The 19,854-nt window shown below is 63.5% G+C and carries 17 protein-coding genes and 5 pseudogenes; 14 read left to right on the forward strand and 8 right to left on the reverse strand.

The features are described from left to right. Nucleotides 1-280 precede the first annotated feature (280 nt). Both NMG70_RS23445 and NMG70_RS23450 read right to left on the reverse strand, forming a co-directional pair. The gene (locus tag NMG70_RS23445) at nucleotides 281-1,108 is read right to left on the reverse strand and encodes a DUF2189 domain-containing protein (protein ID WP_254026724.1); all 828 of its coding nucleotides are present in this window, start codon (nucleotides 1,106-1,108) and stop codon (nucleotides 281-283) included. Nucleotides 1,109-1,403: 295 nt separating this feature from the next. Further along, entirely contained in the window at nucleotides 1,404-2,108 is a 705-nt protein-coding gene (locus NMG70_RS23450; protein ID WP_254026725.1) for a glutathione S-transferase family protein, read from the reverse strand. 110 nt (nucleotides 2,109-2,218) lie between these two features. Between NMG70_RS23450 and NMG70_RS23455 the strand changes: the two genes are divergently transcribed. Next, entirely contained in the window at nucleotides 2,219-2,584 is a 366-nt protein-coding gene (locus NMG70_RS23455) for a winged helix-turn-helix transcriptional regulator (RefSeq protein WP_254026726.1), read from the forward strand. A gap of 100 nt (nucleotides 2,585-2,684) precedes the next feature. Here the strand turns inward: NMG70_RS23455 and NMG70_RS23460 are convergent, their stop codons facing one another. Together NMG70_RS23460 and NMG70_RS23465 are read right to left on the reverse strand one after the other, a co-directional pair. Then, nucleotides 2,685-3,779, reverse strand: a complete 1,095-nt coding sequence (locus tag NMG70_RS23460) for an alkene reductase (protein ID WP_254026727.1) — start codon at nucleotides 3,777-3,779, stop codon at nucleotides 2,685-2,687. 61 nt (nucleotides 3,780-3,840) lie between these two features. Continuing rightward, complete coding sequence (locus NMG70_RS23465) at nucleotides 3,841-4,629, reverse strand: SDR family NAD(P)-dependent oxidoreductase (protein WP_254026728.1); 789 nt, start codon at nucleotides 4,627-4,629, stop codon at nucleotides 3,841-3,843. A 110-nt stretch (nucleotides 4,630-4,739) separates the two neighbouring features. On the opposite strand from NMG70_RS23465, the gene NMG70_RS23470 reads away from it, so the two are divergent. Together NMG70_RS23470 and NMG70_RS23475 are read left to right on the forward strand one after the other, a co-directional pair. Further along, nucleotides 4,740-5,303, forward strand: coding sequence for a TetR/AcrR family transcriptional regulator (locus tag NMG70_RS23470; RefSeq protein WP_254026729.1), 564 nt, complete (start codon nucleotides 4,740-4,742; stop codon nucleotides 5,301-5,303). A gap of 173 nt (nucleotides 5,304-5,476) precedes the next feature. Continuing rightward, nucleotides 5,477-5,993: pseudogene (locus tag NMG70_RS23475) on the forward strand (CAP domain-containing protein). A 37-nt stretch (nucleotides 5,994-6,030) separates the two neighbouring features. On the opposite strand, the pseudogene NMG70_RS23480 reads toward NMG70_RS23475, so the two are convergent. Continuing rightward, nucleotides 6,031-6,894: pseudogene (locus NMG70_RS23480) on the reverse strand (MFS transporter); the annotation flags it as partial. Beyond that, a pseudogene (locus NMG70_RS23485) lies at nucleotides 6,892-7,077 on the reverse strand (iron chelate uptake ABC transporter family permease subunit); the annotation flags it as partial. The pseudogenes NMG70_RS23480 and NMG70_RS23485, both read right to left, overlap by 3 nt. Between NMG70_RS23485 and NMG70_RS33320 the strand changes: the two are divergent. The 6 genes from NMG70_RS33320 to NMG70_RS23510 all read left to right on the forward strand — a co-directional run bounded on the left by NMG70_RS33320 (nucleotide 7,045) and on the right by NMG70_RS23510 (nucleotide 13,840). After that, complete coding sequence (locus NMG70_RS33320; RefSeq protein WP_436798448.1) at nucleotides 7,045-7,167, forward strand: hypothetical protein; 123 nt, start codon at nucleotides 7,045-7,047, stop codon at nucleotides 7,165-7,167. The pseudogene NMG70_RS23485 and the gene NMG70_RS33320 sit on opposite strands and share 33 nt — an antisense overlap. Nucleotides 7,168-7,301: 134 nt before the next feature. Beyond that, on the forward strand, nucleotides 7,302-7,769 hold the full coding sequence (locus NMG70_RS23490) for an efflux RND transporter periplasmic adaptor subunit (RefSeq protein WP_254026730.1): 468 nt from the start codon (nucleotides 7,302-7,304) through the stop codon (nucleotides 7,767-7,769). Next, nucleotides 7,766-8,434 (forward strand): efflux RND transporter periplasmic adaptor subunit, encoded by a 669-nt coding sequence (locus NMG70_RS23495; protein ID WP_254026731.1) that lies wholly within the window; start codon nucleotides 7,766-7,768, stop codon nucleotides 8,432-8,434. Before NMG70_RS23490 ends, NMG70_RS23495 begins: the two co-directional genes overlap by 4 nt. Next, entirely contained in the window at nucleotides 8,431-10,005 is a 1,575-nt protein-coding gene (locus tag NMG70_RS23500; RefSeq protein ID WP_254026732.1) for an FAD-dependent monooxygenase, read from the forward strand. The genes NMG70_RS23495 and NMG70_RS23500 overlap by 4 nt, the downstream gene beginning before the upstream one ends. 114 nt (nucleotides 10,006-10,119) lie before the next feature. Beyond that, the gene (locus NMG70_RS23505; RefSeq protein WP_301555177.1) at nucleotides 10,120-13,194 is read left to right on the forward strand and encodes an efflux RND transporter permease subunit; all 3,075 of its coding nucleotides are present in this window, start codon (nucleotides 10,120-10,122) and stop codon (nucleotides 13,192-13,194) included. Nucleotides 13,195-13,282: 88 nt separating this feature from the next. Next, nucleotides 13,283-13,840: a hypothetical protein gene (locus NMG70_RS23510; protein ID WP_254026733.1), complete on the forward strand. Its 558-nt coding sequence runs from the start codon at nucleotides 13,283-13,285 to the stop codon at nucleotides 13,838-13,840. A 185-nt stretch (nucleotides 13,841-14,025) separates the two neighbouring features. Here the strand turns inward: NMG70_RS23510 and NMG70_RS23515 are convergent, their stop codons facing one another. After that, on the reverse strand, nucleotides 14,026-15,612 hold the full coding sequence (locus NMG70_RS23515) for a winged helix-turn-helix domain-containing tetratricopeptide repeat protein (RefSeq protein WP_254026734.1): 1,587 nt from the start codon (nucleotides 15,610-15,612) through the stop codon (nucleotides 14,026-14,028). A gap of 153 nt (nucleotides 15,613-15,765) precedes the next feature. Here NMG70_RS23515 and NMG70_RS23520 point away from each other — a divergent pair, with 153 nt between their 5' ends. Continuing rightward, on the forward strand, nucleotides 15,766-16,599 hold the full coding sequence (locus tag NMG70_RS23520; RefSeq protein WP_254026735.1) for an AraC family transcriptional regulator: 834 nt from the start codon (nucleotides 15,766-15,768) through the stop codon (nucleotides 16,597-16,599). Nucleotides 16,600-16,644: 45 nt separating this feature from the next. Here the strand turns inward: NMG70_RS23520 and NMG70_RS23525 are convergent, their stop codons facing one another. Continuing rightward, nucleotides 16,645-17,580, reverse strand: a complete 936-nt coding sequence (locus tag NMG70_RS23525) for a bifunctional helix-turn-helix transcriptional regulator/GNAT family N-acetyltransferase (RefSeq protein ID WP_254026736.1) — start codon at nucleotides 17,578-17,580, stop codon at nucleotides 16,645-16,647. Between the two features lie 359 nt (nucleotides 17,581-17,939). Between NMG70_RS23525 and NMG70_RS23530 the strand changes: the two genes are divergently transcribed. From NMG70_RS23530 to NMG70_RS33330, 4 genes and pseudogenes are all read left to right on the forward strand, one after another. After that, on the forward strand, nucleotides 17,940-19,004 hold the full coding sequence (locus tag NMG70_RS23530) for a hypothetical protein (RefSeq protein ID WP_254026737.1): 1,065 nt from the start codon (nucleotides 17,940-17,942) through the stop codon (nucleotides 19,002-19,004). A 241-nt stretch (nucleotides 19,005-19,245) separates the two neighbouring features. After that, nucleotides 19,246-19,542 carry a co-chaperone GroES gene (gene groES / locus NMG70_RS23535; protein WP_006203049.1) on the forward strand — a complete coding sequence of 99 codons (297 nt, stop codon included), beginning with the start codon at nucleotides 19,246-19,248 and terminating at the stop codon, nucleotides 19,540-19,542. Nucleotides 19,543-19,649: 107 nt separating this feature from the next. Further along, nucleotides 19,650-19,748, forward strand: a pseudogene (locus NMG70_RS33325) (hypothetical protein); the annotation flags it as partial. Nucleotides 19,749-19,784: 36 nt separating this feature from the next. Beyond that, nucleotides 19,785-19,854, forward strand: a pseudogene (locus NMG70_RS33330) (TCP-1/cpn60 chaperonin family protein); the annotation flags it as partial.

Genomic DNA, 19,854 nt, shown 5'->3' on the forward strand with positions numbered 1-19,854 from the left:
GCCCTGCCCACGAGGGGGAGATCGGACGTCACTCCTGCTTTCGCCAATCTCCAGCGCTGATGAAAGCGCACTGGTCGCGAAGCTGCCGATCTCCCTCCTTGTGGGGGAGATGTCCGGCAGGACAGAGGGGGGCGCGAAGGAACGCGGCCCAGCGTGTGTTTGGCATCTCGTCTGGCGCAACGGCTGAAACCGCCAAGCCCTTGCGCGTCGCGTCCGACGAGGCGCCCATTGCTCACGTCCCGGAGACGCTTCGATGTCCGAAGCAACCAACCGCTTCCGCCTACATCGGCCGCCGGTCCGGCTGCGTCCGCTCCGGTTCGACGACCCTGCGATAGAGATGCCACGTCGCATGGCCAAGCACGGGCATGACGACGGCGAGCCCGGCAAACAGCGGGATCGAGCCGATGACCAGCAGCACGGCGACCATCAGGCCCCACAGCGCCATCTGCAGCGGGTTTGTCATCACCGCCCGTGCCGAGGTCTCGATGGCCGAGACCGCGCCGACATCGCGGTCGAGCAGCAGCGGGAAAGCGACGACCGTCGTCGCCAGCACGATCGCGGCGAAGACGAAGCCAGCCGCATTGCCGAACAGGATCAACGTCCAGCCTTTGGGCGTTGTCAGCACCTCGCGCACAAAGGCGCCGATCGAGGCCGGCGGCTGAGCGCCGAACAGGCTGGTGTAGATCGATTGCGCGGCGAACAGCCAGAGCAGAAACAGTGCCACCAGCATGATGCCGATGACCGCGATCGCCGGCAGCGCCGGCGAGTGGCGCACCTCGAGCGCGTGCCACCAGGACGTGTCCATGCCGAGCTCGCGACGGCGGCTGATCTCGTAGAGGCCGATCGCGGCGAACGGTCCAAGCAGGGCGAAGCCGGACATCAGCGGGTAAAGGAGCTGGATGGCGTAGGCGCCGGATGTCGTCCACTGCGCCAGGATCAATCCGACCACCGGATAGATCAGGCACATGAAGACGTAATGCGATGGCTTTGCCCAAAAGTCCTCGACGCCGAGCCGCAGCACATCCATCAGGTCCGCCGTGGTGATGCGGCGCACCTTGGGCTGCACGTGCATTCCACGCGCGTCCGACATGACATGAAAGCTGGCCATAACCATTCTCCCGTATTCAGGGGACGGACACCGCCAAGATGGCCGCCCGTAGCTGCCAGTTCAAGAGCGACGGCATGATAGCCGAATTCGATGTGCTTGTCGCGAATCGGGTGGGTTGAGCAAGCGCCGCGCGGCACAGGCCGTGTTCGTGCCGCGCCGCTGGCGTGTGCCAAAGCGCGTCGCGTTCGACCGACCTCACGCGACGCGCTTTAGGTTGTTGTTTATGCATGTCGTTATCGCAAAACCGCTGCACACTCTCGGTCAGGCCCGAGGGCATGCTTTTGCGCGACATGCATTAGACACCAAATCGTTCAATCACCTCGGCCAGCGGAACGTGGCCAAGGCAGGCACCCGAACCCGCCGGCTTTTCGCCGTCCTCGATGGCCTGCGCGTATCGCACGCCCGGATCGCTTTCGATCCGGCGGCGCAGCGCCGTCAGCCTGGGATAGGCGGCCCCGTCGACCGCCTGGTGGAACTCCGCCCAACGTGCCACGCCGATCAACGTGGTATCGGCAAGCGTCGGGCGGTCGCCGACCAGAAAGTCGGTATCGCCGATCATCGCCTCAAGCCGGTCGTGGCGTTCGGCAACGGCCTGGCGGCCAAAGTCACGCAAGGTCGCCAGCAGGGCCGGCTCGGCCGATTCCATTTCATATGCAGCCCAGAGCGGGGTGAAAGCGGCGGTGAAACCGGTATTCACGAAAGCCATCAGCTGATGCATCCGGTCGGCTTCCGGCGAGCGCGGGTCGAAGCTGATGCGACGTTGCGTGTCGCGGGCTTCGAGCCAAGCGGCGATCGCCATGGTCTCGGTGAGCACTCTGCCTTCGTCGGTGATCATCACCGGCGTTTCCTGACGGTCGTTGATGCGGGCATAGGCGTCGTTTTTCATTTCAGTGAGCATGTCGACGCGGCACAGGCGGTAGGGCTGTCCGAGATGTTCAAAAGCAGCGACGAGCCCCATCGAACTTCCTGCCGGGACGCCGTAAAGGAGGATAGGTTCCATTTCTCTTTGTCCTCTTCCATGTCTAGGGATCACGCTGCGCAGCGAAGCTTGACCCTAAACGCTGGTCGTCCCATGTAAATTACGCACTATTCTGTAACCAGGGACCCGCCATGAAAGATGTCATCTCAAGCTGCCCGATCGAAGAGGCCATGCGTGTGCTCAGCGGTCGCTGGCCCACCTTGCTGCTCTACTATCTCAAGGACGGGACCAAGCGCTTCAGCGACCTGAGGCGTGACAACCCGACCGTGTCGCACCGCATTCTGGCGCTGGAACTGCGCAAGCTGGAGGAAGCCGGGATTGTGCGGCGAACGGCGCATGCCGGCTATCCGCTACGCGTGGACTACGACCTCACGGCAGCGGGCCTCAAGCTGGTGCCGCTCATCGACGCCCTGGGCGACTGGTGGGAAGATACCGAGGACGATCGGGCCGGCGGGGTCTCATCGACGGCGGAAACGAGGCTCGTGGCGGCGGAATAAGCAGTGGGGAAAAGCTGACGCCTGCTACACTAGGCACGAGAGGACGAGGTGCTGCTGTCGACGTGGGATGGTCGCCGCGCGGGCGCGGCGCGCCGATGGCTCATGGCCGGCTTGAAGCGGCGATCGCGGGATAGTCGGTATAGCCAGCGGAGCCGCCGCCATAGAGCGTCGCCTGATCGAACGTGGCCAGCGGCGCGCGCGTCTGCAGCCGTTCCACAAGATCGGGATTGGCGATGAACGGTCGCCCGAAGGCGAACAGATCCGCCTTGCCGTCGGCGAGCCGCGACGCGGCGAGCTCGAGGTCATAGCCGTTATTGGCGATATAGGTGTTGTTGAAGCGCCGGCGCAGCGACCCGAAGTCGAACGGCGCGACATCGCGCGATCCGCCCGTGGCGCCCTCGACGACATGGATGTAGACGATGCCCAAAGCGTCGAGTTGATCGACGATATAGTCAAACTGCGCCTGGGGGGCGCTGCTCGAGACGCCGTTGGCGGGCGAGATGGGCGAAATCCGGATGCCGGTGCGCTCAGCGCCGATCTCCTCGACCACCGCAGTCACAACCTCCAGCATCAGCCGGGCTCGGTTCTCGACCGATCCGCCATAAGCATCGGTGCGGACATTAGCGCTTTCCTTGGCGAACTGGTCGAGCAGATAGCCGTTGGCGCCATGAATCTCGACGCCATCGAAACCGGCGGCAATGGCGTTCGCGGCTGCTTGCCGGAAATCGCTGACGATCCCCGCAAGCTCGTCGAGCTCCAGCGCGCGGGGCTCTGAAACGTCGACAAAGCCGTTGCTGACGAACGTCTTGGTCGCGGCCCGGATCGCCGAGGGCGCCACCGGCGCGGCGCCGTTCTCCTGCAGATCGACGTGCGAGACGCGACCGACATGCCAGAGCTGCAGGAAAATCCGCCCGCCCTTGGCGTGTACGGCGTCGGTGACCTTGCGCCAGCCGCCGATCTGCGCCTGCGAGTAGATGCCGGGCGTGTCCTGATAACCCTGTCCCTGCTGCGAGATCTGCGTGGCCTCGGAAATCAGCAGGCCGGCCGACGCGCGCTGGCCGTAATACTGCGCGGCGAGATCGCCTGGAACGAAGCCCGGGCCAGCGCGATTGCGCGTCAGGGGCGCCATGACGATACGATTGGAGAGGGTGAGCGAGCCGAGAGTATAGGGCTCAAACAGCGTTGTGCTCGTCATAGGTCACCTTTGTTTGTCCCCGCCGCGGCGAGGTCGTTTATCGAAATGGCTTCGTCGGTGCTCAGGCGACCGTGCGGTACCGCTCGGCGGGATGTTCGTTGCGATAGTTCGGAAGCATGGCCTGGCGTGCGGCCTGAAGCGCGTCCCACTGCCCGGCATCGGGTAGCGGCGGGATGGTCACCAGTTCGCGGCGGTCGAAGCCGACCAGCGCCGCATCCACCAGATCGTCCACCTCCATCACATTGGAAAGCGTGTTGACGTCGGCGCCGACATGTTCCCAAATCTCCGTTCGCGTCGTGGCGGGAAGCACGGCCTGGACGTAGACACCCTTCGGCGCGAGCTCGAGGCTGAGTCCCTGCGACAGAAACAGCACGAAGGCCTTGGTTGCGCCGTAGACCGTCATGCCGAACTCCGGCGCCAGGCCGACCACAGAGCCGATGTTGACGATCGCCCCTTCGCCGGCCGCCGCAAGACGCGGGGCGATGGCGCTGGCTAGCCGCAGAAGCGCGGTCGTGTTGAGCGCCACCAGCCGCGCGACGTCATCGGTGCTCTGCTCGATAAAGCTTCCGCCGATGGCCGTTCCGGCGTTGTTGACGAGGATCCCGATGCTGGCGTCATCGCGCAGCCTCGTCTCTACCGTTGCAAGCTCGGCAGGCTGCGTAAGATCAGCCTGGACGATGTCGATCGCCACGCCATTTTCCTGACGCAGACGGACCGCCAGAGCCTCCATTCGTGCCATGTCACGGGCAACCAGCACGAGGTCGTGCCCGCGGCGCGCAAAGCGCTCGGCATAGGCGGCTCCGATGCCGGTGGAGGCGCCGGTTACGAGGACTGACGGAATGGTGGTCATGGCGTTGCTCTTTTCTCTGATGGACTCTATATTCATGACGATCATCATGATTGCTGCTAAATATGATACCCATCATGTAAATGTCAACGGGGCCGGCGGAGAATTTTGAAATGAAGGTCAGTCGAGAACAGATGGCGGAGAACCGTCGCCGAATTCTGGATGTTGCCAGCCGGCTGTTTCGCGACAAGGGGTTCGACGCGGTCAGCGTGGCGGAGGTGATGAAAGCCGCCGGGCTCACCCATGGCGGCTTCTATGGCCATTTCAGCTCGAAGGACGACCTGATCGCGCAGACCCTTGCCCATGTCCTCGCCGCGGACTCAAGCGGAGGGGGCGATCTTCGCGCTTATATCGACGCCTATCTTTCGCCCCGGCATCGCGACAACGCCGCCGGTGGTTGTCCGACGGCGGGGCTTGCTGCGGACATCCGCCATCAGACCCCTACTGCACGCTCGACCATGACCGAAGGCCTTCGCTCGCAGATCGACCGTATCGGCAAGGCGCTCCCGGAGTTGGACCCGGCAGACAGACGCCGCGCAGCGATCGGAAGCTGGGCGGCGATGGTAGGAGCAGTGATCATCGCCCGGGCGATCGACGACCCTGCGCTTTCGGACGAGGTCCTGGAACAGACACGTGCCTGGATCGATGCCGGGATCAGCCAAGTGTCTGCCGGCTAGCGGTCTGCGGCAGGAGTGCTCTTGCCGAGAACAATGCGGTTGGGTGACTATCTTGGAGAATATCGCGCCGTAGCGTGCGATCAGCGGGGTTCGCGAACGGCTAAGGGCGCAGTGAGCGAGACTTTTGAGCGCCTGCCCGGCAAAAGCCATGATCACCGCTATGTCAGTCGGGCATGACCGTTGCCAAAATCGAAAATTCCCATGCCCGATCAAACTTTAACAGGCGAATGCTATTTAGTGCTGCTGGCCTTGCCGCACTGGCCGGGCTTGCCGCCTGCGCCACCGTGCTGCCCACCGGCGAAGGCGCCGGGGTCTCCGCCTTCCGCCGTCGGCACGCTGGCGGGCATCCGCGCCTCAGCCGGTCTCGAACCGCTTGTCCCCGACCCTCAGCTCGAACAGGCAGCCCTGCAGCAGTCCGGCTATATGGCGCGCGGCGGCCGGATGAGCCACACCACCGGCTGGGGCAAGGGATTTGCCTCGCGCGTCAAGGGCAACGGCATTGCCGGTGCTGCCGCCGAAAACATCGCCGAGGGCCGTTTCGATCAGCAGAAGCTGTTCGACATCTGGATGCATTCGGCCGGCCACCGCCGCAACATGCTGGACCCGCGCTTCACCCGCTTCGGTCTGGCCTATATGCGGGACGGCCGCGACAGCTCGCGGCGCTACTGGAGCCTTGTACTGGGCAAGTAGGAGGCGCGGCCGACCAGGTCGCGCCGATCCCCAGATGTTAGTCGATATGCGCGGCCGGTGCAGCCGCTGAAGCCTTCTGCGGCTTGCGCAGCAGGAAGACCAGCGGGAAAGCAACCAGCGTCACCACCATCATCAGCTGGAAGTCGTTGATGTAGGAGATCATCAGCGACTGCTGGTTGACCAGCCCGTCGATCTGCGACAGCGCCGCCGGATCGCCGCCCGCCGCCGCCGGCGAGGCCGCCCAAAGGTTGGGGTTGAACGGATTGATGTGGGCCGAGAGCTCGGCATGGTTGATCTGCGTGTTGCGCACCAGCATGACCGAAACGATCGAGATGCCGATCGACGAGCCGATGTTGCGCACCAGGGAAAACAGCGCCGTGGCGTCGGTGCGGAAGCGCACATCGAGCGTGGCAAAGGCAATGGTGGAGAGCGGCACGAAGACCAGGCCCAGCCCGAGGCCCTGAATGACGCCCGAGGTCAGGGTAAGCCAGTTGTCCATCTGCGGCGAGAAGCCCGACATCGTGTAGAGCGACTGCGCCGTAAGCCCCAGTCCGATCATCACCAGCAGCCTCGCATCGATCCTGTGCATGATGCGCCCGACGACGAGCATCGAGATCATCGTGCCAACGCCGCGCGGCGCCATCACCACGCCGGTGGTGATGGTCGGGTAGCCGAAGATCGTCGACAGCATCGGCGGCAGCAGCGCCAGGCTGGCCAGAAGGATGACCCCGATGATGAAAATGAAGACCAGTCCCGTCGCAAAATTGCGGTCCAGGAAGATCTTTGGGTCGATGAACGGGTTTTCGGCGCTCAGCACATGAATGGTGAACACCCAGAAACCTGAAATGGCGAGGCCAAGCTCGATCCAGATCTCGGCCGAGGAGAACCAGTCGGCGTCGCCGGTCGAGCTGGTGATGATGCCGATCGGGCAGTTCCTGCGGCGGCAGCAGCGTACGCGCCAGAAGGTCACTTGCCAGCAACAGCACCGGTCCCAAGAGGGCGCAGCTTGCAATCAGGCGCTGATGCAGCGGGCCGGCCAGGGGCTGGATAAGTGCGGGATCATCAGCCCGACGAAACCGATGACGAATCGGCCAGCATGGAAGAGGCCGGTCGCCAAAACATCGGAAAATTTTCAGAATCCGATCGGGATTTCAGCGCCCGAAAAGCCGAATGAAAGCGTGCTGGTGAACGGGCCAATTGACCTATGTTTTCGCGCCAAGGCGCCCGGCCCCGTCTCCAGTCAAGGATCATTGCCGGCTGTCGCGCCCGTTCCGGCGCGCGCCGGCCGCAACATGGATAGGAGACAACATGACTGCCGCATCCAACAGCAGGTTGAAACGTGGCCTCGTCGGCGTATCGATCGCAGCGCTCGCCTGCGCCGCCGCCGTCACCTGGTACGCTGCCAAGGGCGAGGCCGCGAGCGCAAAGCCGGATGTGCCGGAAGCGAAGCTGGTCAAGGCCGTGACGGTGAAGCCGGCGCCGCAGGCGGATAGCCGCCTCGCCATCGGCGAGATCCGCCCGCAGCGCGAAAGCGATCTCGGCTTCCGCTTGTCCGGCAAGCTCGTGCAGCGCATGGCAGCAGTAGGCCAGATGGTCAGGAAAGGCGAAGTGCTCGCCCGCATCGAGGACCAGGATTATCGCAACCGCTTGCGCAGTGCCGAGGCCGATGTCGCGGCGGCGCAGGCCGTGCTGGTCGAGGCGCGTGCCGCCGAAGCCCGCCTCGGAGCGCTGCTTGCCAAGGCTTCACGACGCGCGCCAGCTATGATGCGACGTTGAAGAACCTCCGCTCGGCGCAAGCCAAGCTGGACTCGGCAAAGATTGGCTTGGAGATGGCCAGGGATCAGCTCGCCTATACCGAACTGCACGCGGATTTCGACGGCGTGGTGACGGCGACCGGCGCTGAGGAAGGCCAGCTCGTCAATGTCGGGCAGATGGTCGTGCGTATCGCCGATCCGCAAGCCCGCGACGCCGTCTTCTCGATCGCCGAGGCAGCTTTCTCGAATGGCCGCAGGGCCGGGCATCGGCCGCAGATCATGGTCTCGCTGCTGAGCAACCCGACGATCTCGACATCCGGCTTCATCCGCGAGGTATCGCCGGTGGCCGATGCCGCCACCCGCACCTTCCAAGTGAAGGTTTCGCTGCGCAACGCCCCGGATGAAATGCGCTTTGGCAGCAGCGTCGCGGGCCGTGTTAACGAATCCAGCGCGCCTGTCGTGGTGCTGCCGGGAAGTGCGCTGTTCGACAAGGACGGCAAGCCGGCCGTGTGGGTCGTGAGCGCTTCGTCCGCCGTCGAGCTGAAGCCCGTCGTCATTGACCGTTACGAGACCGAGCGCGTCGTCGTCAGCGGCGGCCTGGCCGAAGGTGACGTTGTCATAACCGCCGGCATCAACCGGCTGCGCGAACACGAAAAGGTTCGCATCGCCGCAGGAGAAGACAGATGAGCCCGTCACAAACGAAAATCCTGATCGCCGGCGCCGGACCAACCGGGCTGACGCTTGCCCTCTGGCTCACCCGTCTCGGCGTGCCGGTCCGCATCTTCGACAAGGCCGCAGGTCCGGGCGAGACATCGCGCGCGCTCGCCGTCCAGGCCCGCACGCTCGAGTTCCACCGCCAGATCGGCATCGTCGAGGACGTGCTTGTCGCCGGCGTGCGGCTGGAGCAACTCACTGTGCGCACGCCGGCCGGCATTGCCGCAAAGCTGCCGCTCTCCGACTTCGGCCGCGGCATCAGCCCGTACTCCTTCGCATTCGCGCTGCCGCAAGACATTCACGAGCGCATCCTGATCACGCATCTCGAGCGCACCGGGGTTCGGGTCGAGCGCAACACCGAGCTAGTCGCCTTCGAGGACAGGACCAGTTCGGTTGTCGCTACATTGCGCAATGGCGGTGTGACCGAGACAGTCTGTGCCGCCTATCTCGTCGGTTGCGACGGCGCCCGCAGCGCCGTGCGGCATGGGCTAAATATCGGCTTCCCCGGTGGCACCTACGAACAGGCCTTCTACGTCGCCGACGTGACGGGCAGCGGCGCGGTCACCCGCAACGGCATGGACACCACGGTCAGCGCTTACGGTTTCGCGATCGCCATGCCGGTCAGGCAATCCGGTTCACTGCGTCTGATCGGCATCGTGCCGAAGGCGCATGAAGCCAACGAGACGATCACCTTCGAGGCAATTCGCGCCGATGTCGAGCGCGACACCGGCATCAAGGTCAACGAAGTCAACTGGTTCTCAACCTACCGCGTCCACCATCGCGTTGCCGAACGCTTCCGCGTCGGCCGCGTGTTCCTCTGCGGCGATGCCGGCCACATCCACAGCCCGGCCGGCGGCCAGGGCATGAACACCGGCATGGGCGATGCGGTCAACCTGGGCTGGAAGCTCGCTGCCGTGGTTCAAGGCCGTGCCGATCAGCGCCTGCTCGACAGCTACGAGCCGGAACGCATCGCCTTTGCCCGGAAGTTGATCGAGAGCACCGACACGGCGTTCCGCTTCATCACCAGCCGATCGCGCTTGGTAGGCCTGTTTCGCCGCTATCTGATGCCAAAGATCCTGAACGTTCTGTTGCACACGTCGTTCGGCTCGCGCGCCTTCTTCGGCCTGATATCGCAGGCCGCGATCCACTACCGTTCCGGACCGATCAGTTCCGGCACGGCCGGGAAAATCAGCGGCGGTGACCGCCTGCCCTATGTCCTCACCGCCAGCGGCAACAATTTCGAGCCGCTGCGCTCGCTGGACTGGCAGGTGCATGTCTATGGCGAGGCGAATGCCGAGTTCCGGGCGATGCTGGCCCCGACCGGCATCGCGATCCACAGCTTCGCCTGGTCCGACATGGCCAAGGCCGCGGGCCTGCATCGCGACGGTGCCTATCTGGTGCGGCCGGACGGCCATGTCGCGCTGGCCTCGCCCGTGCAGGAGGCAGCAGCGTTCCAGCGCTATCTCGCGGCACTCTCGCTCCGGCCAAGGCTGGCCGAGCGCGCGCCCTACCGGGTTGCAGGCACCATGCACAGCCTGGCCTGACAGTTGCTGCGCCCGCCGGTCGCGGGCGCAGCACCGACAGACCTTCAACAGCACAACGTAGCCGGCGTCGGCCGGCCGCGCGCCAGACGGCGCGCGCCATCAAGGAGTTGCATCATGACCAGCTTCAACCTTTCCGAATGGGCGCTGCGCCACAAGAGCTTCGTCATCTACCTGATGATCGCGGCCGCGCTCGCCGGTATGTTCGCCTATACGCGCCTCGGCCGCGAAGAGGACCCGCCCTTCACCATCAAGACCATGGTGGTCAAGACTTTATGGCCGGGCGCCACGACCAGCGACACGGTCGAACAGATCACCGATCGCATCGAGAAGAAGCTCGAGGAGCTTCGTAATCTCGACTACGTCAAGAGCTACACCAAGCCCGGCGAATCCGTGGTCTTCGTCAACCTGAAGGACACGGTGGCGGCCGACCAGGTGCAGCCGCTCTGGTACCAGGTGCGCAAGAAGCTCGACGATATCAAGTCGACGATGCCTTCCGGCGTCCAGGGTCCCTTCTACAATGATGAGTTCGGCGACACCTATTCGCTGATCTACGCGCTCACCTCAGATGGCATCAGCCATCGTGAGCTGAAGGACCTGGCCAGCAGCCTGCGCGCCGGGCTGCTGACGGTGCCCGACGTCGCCAAGGTCGACCTGATCGGCCAGCAGGACGAGAAGATCTATCTCGAATTCTCGACGCAGAAGGTCGCCGCACTCGGGCTCGACGTCGGCACGCTGTCGCAGGCGCTGCAGGCGCAGAACGCGCTGACCCCGAGCGGCACGGTCGATGCCGGCCCCGAGCGCATCGCCATCCGGGTCTCGGGCAGCTTCACCTCCGAGGAGAGCCTGAGGGCGATCAACTTCTATGCCAACGGCCACTATTTCAGCCTGGGTGATATTGCCGAGGTCAAGCGCGCCTATTCCGACCCGCCACAGCCGATGTTCCGCTTTAACGGCAAACCGGCTCTCGGCATCGCCATCTCAATGACATCAGGTGGCGATGCGCTGGCGCTCGGCGAGAACGTCAAGGAGAAGGTGCACGAGATGGCGGCCGAACTGCCTGTCGGCGTCGAGCTCGGCCTGGTCGCCGACCAGTCGCATGTGGTCGAAGAATCCGTCGGCGAGTTCACCAAGAGCCTCGGCGAAGCCATCGCCATCGTGCTCGGCGTCAGCTTCCTGGCGCTCGGCTGGCGTCCGGGCATCGTGGTGGCCGTCGCCATCCCACTGGTGCTGGCGATCACCTTCGTCACCATGGAGTATTTCGGCATCTCGCTGCAGCGCATCTCGCTCGGCGCGCTGATCATCGCTCTCGGCCTTCTGGTCGACGACGCCATGATAGCGGTCGAGATGATGATTTCCAAAATGGAGGAAGGCTACGACCGGATCTCGGCCGCCACCTATGCCTACACCTCGACCGCTTTCCCGATGCTGACCGGCACGCTGGTGACGATTGCCGGCTTCGTGCCGGTTGGCTTCGCCAAGAGCGGCGCCGGCGAATACTGCTTCTCGCTGTTCGCGGTCGTTGGCATAGCGCTGGTCGTTTCCTGGGTCGTCGCGGTGCTGTTCACTCCGCTGACCGGCGTCGTCCTGCTGCCTGAGCGCATCAAGGGCCATGGCAGCCACGAGCCCTCGCGCCTGGCGCGCGGCTTCCGGGCGCTGCTCGAAACGGCAATGCGGGCGAAGTGGCTGGTGCTGTCGGCGACCGCCGGGCTGTTCGCGCTCTCGGTCGTGGCCATGGGCTTTGTCGGTCAGGAGTTCTTCCCGAAATCCGACCGGCCCGAAATCATGGTCGATCTCACCTTGCCGCAGACGGCGTCGATCAGGGCGACCGACGAGGTCGTGAGCCGCGTCGAGAAGCTGCTCGCCGCCGATCCCGACATCGAGCACTGGAGCTTCTATGTCGGCCAGGGCGCGGTCCGCTTTTACCTGCCGCTCGATGCGCAGCTCGCCAACGACTTCTTCGCCCAGGCGGTGGTCGTGACCAAGGGCCACGCCGTGCGCCAGGCCGTGATCGATCGGCTGGAAAAGTCGCTCTCCAGCGGCTTCGACAACGTCATGACCCGTGTCACGCCGCTCGAACTCGGACCGCCAGTCGGCTGGCCGTTGAAGTTCCGCGTCAGCGGGCCGAATCCGGACAAGACGCGCAGCCTGGCACAGCAGTTCGCACAGGTCCTGGGCAGCAATGGTTCCGTGCGCAATATCAACTACGACTGGAACGAGCCTGCCAAGGTCATCAAGGTCGAGGTCGACCAGGACAGGGCGCGCGCGCTGGGCATCTCCTCGCAGCAGCTTGCCGACACGATTAATTCGATCCTGTCGGGGTCGAAGATCACGCAGATGCGCGACGATACCTATCTGGTCGACATCGTGGCCCGTGCCGTGCAGTCGGAACGCGCCGACATCGACACGCTGCGCACGCTGACGGTCAGCGCGTCGGGCGGACGCCGCGTGCCGCTCGACCAGGTCGCCTCGTTCTCCTACCAGACCGAGGCGCCGACAGTGACCGTGCAGGCCGACGTCGTGCCGGGCGCCGATCCCGCCTCCGTGGTGCACAAGCTTGACAGCGCGATCGCTGCCTTCAAGGCGGAACTGCCCGCCCGCTACAGCGTCGAACAGGGCGGCGTCATGGAGGACAGCGCCAAAGCGCAAGCGAGCATCTTCGTCGTCTTCCCGCTGATGCTGTTCATCATGACCACCGTGCTGATGATCCAGCTGATGAGCTTCCAGCGCCTGGTGCTGGTGCTGCTCACCGCTCCGCTGGCGCTGATTGGCGTCGCCGGTGCGCTGCTCTTGTCAGGCGCACCGATGGGCTTCGTCGCCATTCTCGGCGTGATGTCGCTGATCGGCATGGTCATCCGCAACTCGGTCATCCTGATCACGCAGGTCGACCAGCACATCGCCTCCGGCGAGGAGCCGTGGGCGGCGGTGATCAGCGCCACCGCGCATCGGCTGCGGCCGATCCTGCTGACGGCGGCGGCGGCCATCCTCGGCATGATCCCGATCGCGCCGACGGTGTTCTGGGGTCCGATGGCCTATGCGGTGATGGGTGGCCTGCTGGTGGCGACGGTGCTGACGCTGATCTTCCTGCCGACCCTCTATGTCGCGTGGTTCGGCATCAAGGCACCGGCGGAAGCCATCCCGGCAGCCGAGCCCATCGAGGTGATCGCCGAACCGCAGCCGCTGGCCGCCTGACGCGGCCAGCATCCCGGCAAAGGTCACGGCGAAGGAACCACCGTGGCAGCAGCCGGCCTGCAACATTTCAAAACCGAAAGGAACGAACATGACTCCCGCTTTGGGAAATCTTCTCATCCGCGTCAACGCCGGCTTCCTGATCATTGCATCGGCCGGCGGGCTCGCCACCGACATTGCCGGCTCCTTCTTCGGACGCGGCGCCGAGGCCGCCTTGCTCGCCGACGCGCCGGGCGCCGGTATCGGCTTCATCGAGGCGCACGGGCTTGCCCTCATCATCGGGCTGACCATGTGGCGCATCGCCTATTCCGTGAACTGGCACGCCTTCCTGGCGGCCGTCCATGCACTGCTCGGAACCGCAAACCTTCTGTTCTGGCAGTCTTCATCGCCGCCGACGTGCTCATCGTTGGTTACGCGACGACCGCGGCACATTTTCTGTTCGTGGTTGCCCACCTCGCGGCACTGGCGGGCGCTGCCCGGCTGGCCGCGCCATCCCGTTAGACTTGCATCAAACATCAGGGAGAGAGAACATGCCTACGAAATCCGCCAAGAAAATCGGAGTGATCGCCACGGCGGCCGCAATCGGCTTCGCGACCATAGAGATCATCGGCAGCACCGTGCCGGCGCTGTCGCTGGTCAGCCAGGCTGAGGCCCGTGTTGGCCAGCCTTGGACGCCGCGCAGCGCCGCGGGGGTCCAGCGGCGCACCACCTGGCGCGTGCTCCGCACACCACGGTCTGGGTTCCAGCCTTGCCGGCCCTCTGCGTCCGCACCAAGGTCAACGGCTTCGCCGTCTGGCGTTGTGGCGGCACCTACCATCGGGCCTATCAGGGTCGCTATATCGTCGTTGTCGTCGATTGACCGGTCCCAGGCGCAGCCTGCCGCCCGAGGGCAAGCATGACGCCTTCGGCGAGATGATCGGCGTCTGCCTGGTTCTCGAACGGGACGCCGCGCAGCGCATAGTCGACCGGCGAAAACGGATCGCCCTCGTCAATGAGGGTGATCTGCCGCCTCGCCTGCTCCATATCGCCAAGCTGGGCGTAGCAGGCGGCCAGCCTCGTGCGGATCCATGGCGCCGGGCGCGTGGCCAGTTCCAACGCCTCGGCGGCCGGTCGATACTCTCCCACCATGTAGAGCGCCAGAGCGCGGTCGAACTGGTACCAGTGCGGATGCAAGGGGTCGACGCGGATGGCGCGTGCCAGCCAGGTCAGCGCGTCGAGCGGGCGCCCACGCATGGTCAAGAGCATGCCCATCTGCTCGATGCTGTCGGCGTCATAAGGGTTGAGCTGCAGCGCGATGCGCATGTGGTGTTCCGCCGCCTCATGTTCGCGCATATAGAGCCGTACCAGCGACTGCACCCGATGGCCGGTCGCTTGATCCGGCGAGAGCGACAGACCCTTGTCGGCAAGGTCGCGGGCGTTTTCCAGCACCGCGTCGCTGGCACGCCCGAATTCTCCATCCAAGGCGCGAGCCAAAGCGAGGTAGGTGTACGCCAGACCATAGGTCGGATCCTTGGCGATGGCTGCCTCGAACAACGCCTCGGCGCCTCGCTGGTCGGTCTGGGCAGGATCGCGCAAGAGCGCGAAGCCACGCAGCGCCAGCTCATAGGCGGCGAGGCTGGTGATAGGCTTGCGCGAAGCCTGCTCCAGGCCGGCATTGGTGACCCGCGTGACCAGCCGGCTGACGATCTGCTCGACGATCTCCCGCTCGATCGCGAACAGGCCCGTACCGCGCGACTGGTAGCGGTCGCCCCAGAGCTGGCTGGCGCTCGCGGTATCGACCAGATTTACGGCCGCCACCACCTGTTCGCCCTGACGGCGCACCGAGCCTTCGACGAGGAAGTCCGCGCCGATGCGCGAACGAATCTGCGGCCACTCGGTGCGCGCGAAAGAGGCGAAGGAAAAGCTCGAATTGCGCGCCAGGACGGTAACCGTTCCGAAGCGTGCCAGCCCGTTGATGATATCCTCGGCGAAGCCATCGACAATCGCCTCGTCCGCCGGATCGCCGCTCTCATTGCGGAAGCGCAGCACCGCCACAATCGGTTGAGCGCCGATCTCTGGCGATTGCTCGGCTTCGGCCGCCAGCATGTAGCCGCGTTTGGAGACGGTGCGAACCATATCCTCGCCGATCGCCTTGCGGATCTCGCGGATCGATTGCGTCAGCGAATCCTCGGTGACGAAAATGCCGGGCCAAGCAACTTCCATCAGCTCTGATTTCGGCACGATGCGGCCCATGTTGCGGGCGAGATGTGTCAGCAGGGTATAGGCTTTGGGACGAAGGAATAGCGGCTCATCGGGGCCGCGCAGTGTCCCCCTGGCCAGATCCAGAGTGAATCCGCCAAATCGAAAGATCTGATCGGAAGTCGCGATCGCCACTGGGATGCCCTCCCTGACGAGCGCATTGACATACCGTATGCGCGTCACGTCAAGAGCCGTGTTAGGGCGAGCAGGAATTTGCGCGGGGCGCAATTTCGATCAAACTGGCGATGCCACGAGACGGCACCATCCTCGTGCCAACTGCGAGGCCGTGCCAATGAGCGCATGTCGGATGCCAGGACTGCCAATGCGAGGAGCGATATGAACCCGACCGAAAAAGCGCTGTGGTTCGTGGAAAGCCATTTGCCGGAAGCCATCTCGCTCGACGATGTCGCCAAGAGCAGCGGCGTGTCGCGTTTTCACGTGACGCGGGCTTTCGGTGCGGCGACCGGCCGTTCGGTGATGGGCTATTTGCGTTGTCGCCGGCTTACCGAGGCGGCGCGCAAACTCGCCGCCGGCGCACCCGACATCCTCTCGGTCGCGCTCGACGCCGGCTACGCCTCGCATGAGGCCTTCACCCGCGCCTTCCGCGACCAGTTCGGCACCACGCCGGAACTGGTGCGCGCGCAAGGCTCGCTCGACAATCTCGATCTCGTGGAGCCGATCCTGATGGACCAGTCCTTCCTCACCAATCTCGAGCCGCCGCGCTACGAAACCAGCCGGCCGTTTCTCATCGCCGGTCTTGGGGAACGCTACAGCTGCGAAACCAGCGCCGGCATCCCGATGCAATGGCAGCGGTTCGGCCCCTATATCGGCAATATTCCGGGCGAGGTCGGCGACGTCGCCTATGGCGTCTGCGTCAACGGCGACGATGCGGGCAATTTCGACTATATCGCCGGCGTCGAGGTGTCCGATTTTTCGGACTTGCCGAGGGAGTTTTCGCGCGTGCGCGTACCATCGCAGAAATACGCCGTCTTCGCCCATCGTGACCACATCTCGACCATCCGCCGTACGGTGAACACGATCTGGAACAAATGGCTGCCGGCCTCCGGGCACGAGGTCGCCGATGCGCCCGAATTCGAGCGCTACGGCCCCGAATTCGATCCGCGCAGCGGCAATGGCGGGCTGGAAATCTGGATACCGGTCAAGGCATGAGATGCGGCCGGCCGCAGGCCCGACGCCGAAGCGCAGGAAGCGCTGCTACAGCTCCAGGTTCCAGTTCTGGCCGACCAGATCCTTGCCGAAGGCGTGGTGGTGTTCCTGATTGGCCAGCTTGAACCCGGCCGCCTCGTAGATGCGGCGCGCTGAGGTGAGCACATCGTTGGTCCACAGCGTCACCGTCTTGTAGCCCTTCGTGCGGGCAAAGCCGATGCATTCCTCGACCAGTCGCCTGCCGATGCCGAGACCGCGCGCCGAGGGTTCGACATACAGCAGGCGCAGCTTCGCCACCGCGTCCGACTGGCGCACGAGAAAGACCGAGCCGACGACTTCCCCTTCCCGCTCGGCGATCCAGCTGCGTTCCCATTTCGGATCGTAGGATTTGACGAAAGCGCCGAGGATTTCGGCAACCAGCGCCTCATAAGTTTCGTCCCAGCCATATTCCTGCGCGTAGAGCAGGCCCTGGCGATGGATGATCCAGCCGATGTCGCCGACCTGCAAAGGCCGCAGCATGTAAGGGACCTTGGGCTCTGCACTCTCGCCCAGCAGGCGCTGCACCGTCTGCATCGCCCTGACCAGCCTGTCCTGTTCCGGTGCGGAAAGCCGGTCGAGCAGGGCCGCGACCTGATCGTGCGAACCCTGGTTCAGCGGCGCGAACGCCGCTCTTCCCGCCGGCGTCAGCGTAATCGACGAGCGCCGAGCATCGGCTTGCGTCGCCACGCGCTCGACCAGGCCGCGCTCCTCGAACTTTTTCAGCAACCGGCTGAGATAGCCGGGGTCTAGACCGAGATCGCGCGCAAGATCGGTGGCGGTCAGGCCATCGCGATGCGCCAGTTCATAGAGCACCCGAGCCTCGGTCAGCGAGAAGACGCTTTTCAGCAGCCCTTCGTCGAGCAGGCCGATCTGGCGGGTGTAGAAGCGGTTGAAGCCCCGCACCGCATCGATCCGCTCCTTGCCGGGTTGATGATGAATAGTCATGGCATCCTCCTGCCGGCGCAAGATCAATCATTTATTTGACTTAGTCAAGTATCTGTTCAAAGCAGGGCATTATCCAATTCGGCGGATGAGCCTTCGAACGACTTATTGCTTCGCGACACTTGGCATGCTCAGTTTCGACGAAGTGCGCGTCGCGCGAGCGGTTCCCATCCGCTGGCGCGGGATGCTCACTTTGGTGCTTGGTTCGCAGGGGGCGCTGAGGAGAAGAGCATAGACACATTCGCACGACCCGAAGATCTTGAATTTAGCTTCATCGTGTGAGGCGATCCTATTGCAAAGATCATCGTGTCCGCGCATTCTGGATTGTTTGAACTGCGCTGGCCAGTAACACGGGCGGGGTAATGAAGAATTTTTTGGTGACATTACTGCTAATTTTTGCAGTCCAGTCGTGCTTTTTACCCGCCTCAGTCGACGCCGAAGGGCTTCCAACTAAGGTGCCCTTAATCAAATTGGAGTACCCGGGAAAGCCAAAGAACATTCGCATGCTCTATGTGAAAATTCTTTCTTTGGGCAATCGCACGGTCAACCAACCGTTGCTGCTCGATACCGGATCGAGCGGAGTGACGATCGATTGCAAATCGGTGCTGCCCGCCGAGACCTGTTCAGACACAGGAATAAAGATTACGCAGGATCAGGAGATAGACGGGATAACGGTCACCACCAAAGAAGCAGTTATGAACTATGGAACCTACGATGAGTACGGCAACGTTGCCTACGCTCGCGTGACTTTTGGTTCGCCGGACTCTCCGGTCTCCACCGAGACCTCAATCCCATTCCTCATCCGTTACAAAACAGTCAGGCGCAGTACCGGAGAAATCGTTGGCGGCCCGCTTTGGCCCAAGGGCATTTTCGGTATCTCTCCTGTTGGCGGAGGCGGACCAGACCAGATGATCAAGTCCCCGATGGCGCACGTGAGCGTTGGGCCCGGCCTGCACAGGGGCTATTATCTCTCTCCGATCGGCACCAAATGGAAGGTCTGCACGAACGAGGACGGCAACTGTCCGCAAGTGGAGGCGCTCCACATCGGCGTGCCGGAAGATGTTAAAAAAGACTTCAGGGTGCAAAGGTGGAAACAGGCCAGTTGGCGATACAATTTTCCCACTCTCGACTCCTGTTTCTCATGGGGATCTGAACCGATTTGCCGGCCAACGCTCTACGACACAGGCAACTCAACGATTATGGTCGTAACCGACGCCTCCAAGCCTCGCACGTCATTGAAGACCGGCACGAAGGTCTTGGTAAAAACTGACGGCCAGGAGGATTGGAACTTCACGACCACATACAATCCTGAGGTAGAGATCGTTCCTGGGCTCGAGCACAACATTGTCGGCATCCGATATTTCGAGAAGAACAGCCTGCTGCTTGATTTTGAAACTCGGGAGATCGGCTTGCGCCTCGGACACTGATTCCGTTCCAACTGTTAGTAAGATTTCGACCAGATCTCAGGTGTCAACTGAGATTTTCCATAATCGCGTTGCGGGATGGGAATAATTCGCGCGGTGGTACCCTCACTCAGCGCCTTGACTCTCGCCTGCCACCGGCTTATCTCACCGCCACGTTAGCACTCGCCATTGGTGAGTGCTAAGCGTAGGTCCGGCGCCGCCGGACGGAGGAACTGTTCTCACCATTCTCATCGAGGAATAAAAAATGGCAAAGTCGAAGTTCCGCCCGCTTCATGACCGCGTGGTCGTACGCCGGGTTGAATCCGAATCCAAGACTGCCGGCGGGATCATCATCCCCGACACGGCGAAGGAAAAGCCGCAGGAAGGCGAGATCATCGCCGTTGGTTCCGGCGCCCGCGACGAAGCCGGCAAGCTCGTCCCGCTGGACGTCAAGGCCGGCGACCGCATCCTGTTCGGCAAGTGGTCGGGCACCGAAGTCAAGCTCAATGGCGAAGACCTTCTGATCATGAAGGAATCCGACATCATGGGCATCATCGGCTGAATATCGGCCACACCATCACTTAAATCCTAGGGCTCAATTCAAGCCCCTGCCAGGAGCTAAAAATGGCTGCCAAAGACGTAAAATTTTCTCGCGATGCCCGTGAGCGCATGCTGCGCGGCGTCAACATCCTCGCCGACGCAGTGAAGGTCACGCTCGGCCCCAAGGGCCGCAACGTCGTCATCGACAAGTCGTTCGGCGCACCGCGCATCACCAAGGACGGCGTCACCGTCGCCAAGGAAATCGAGCTTGAAGACAAGTTCGAGAACATGGGCGCGCAGATGGTCCGCAGTTGCGCCGAAAACAACAACGACA

The organism is Mesorhizobium ventifaucium, assembly GCF_935822925.1.
Classification (GTDB): domain Bacteria; phylum Pseudomonadota; class Alphaproteobacteria; order Rhizobiales; family Rhizobiaceae; genus Mesorhizobium; species Mesorhizobium ventifaucium.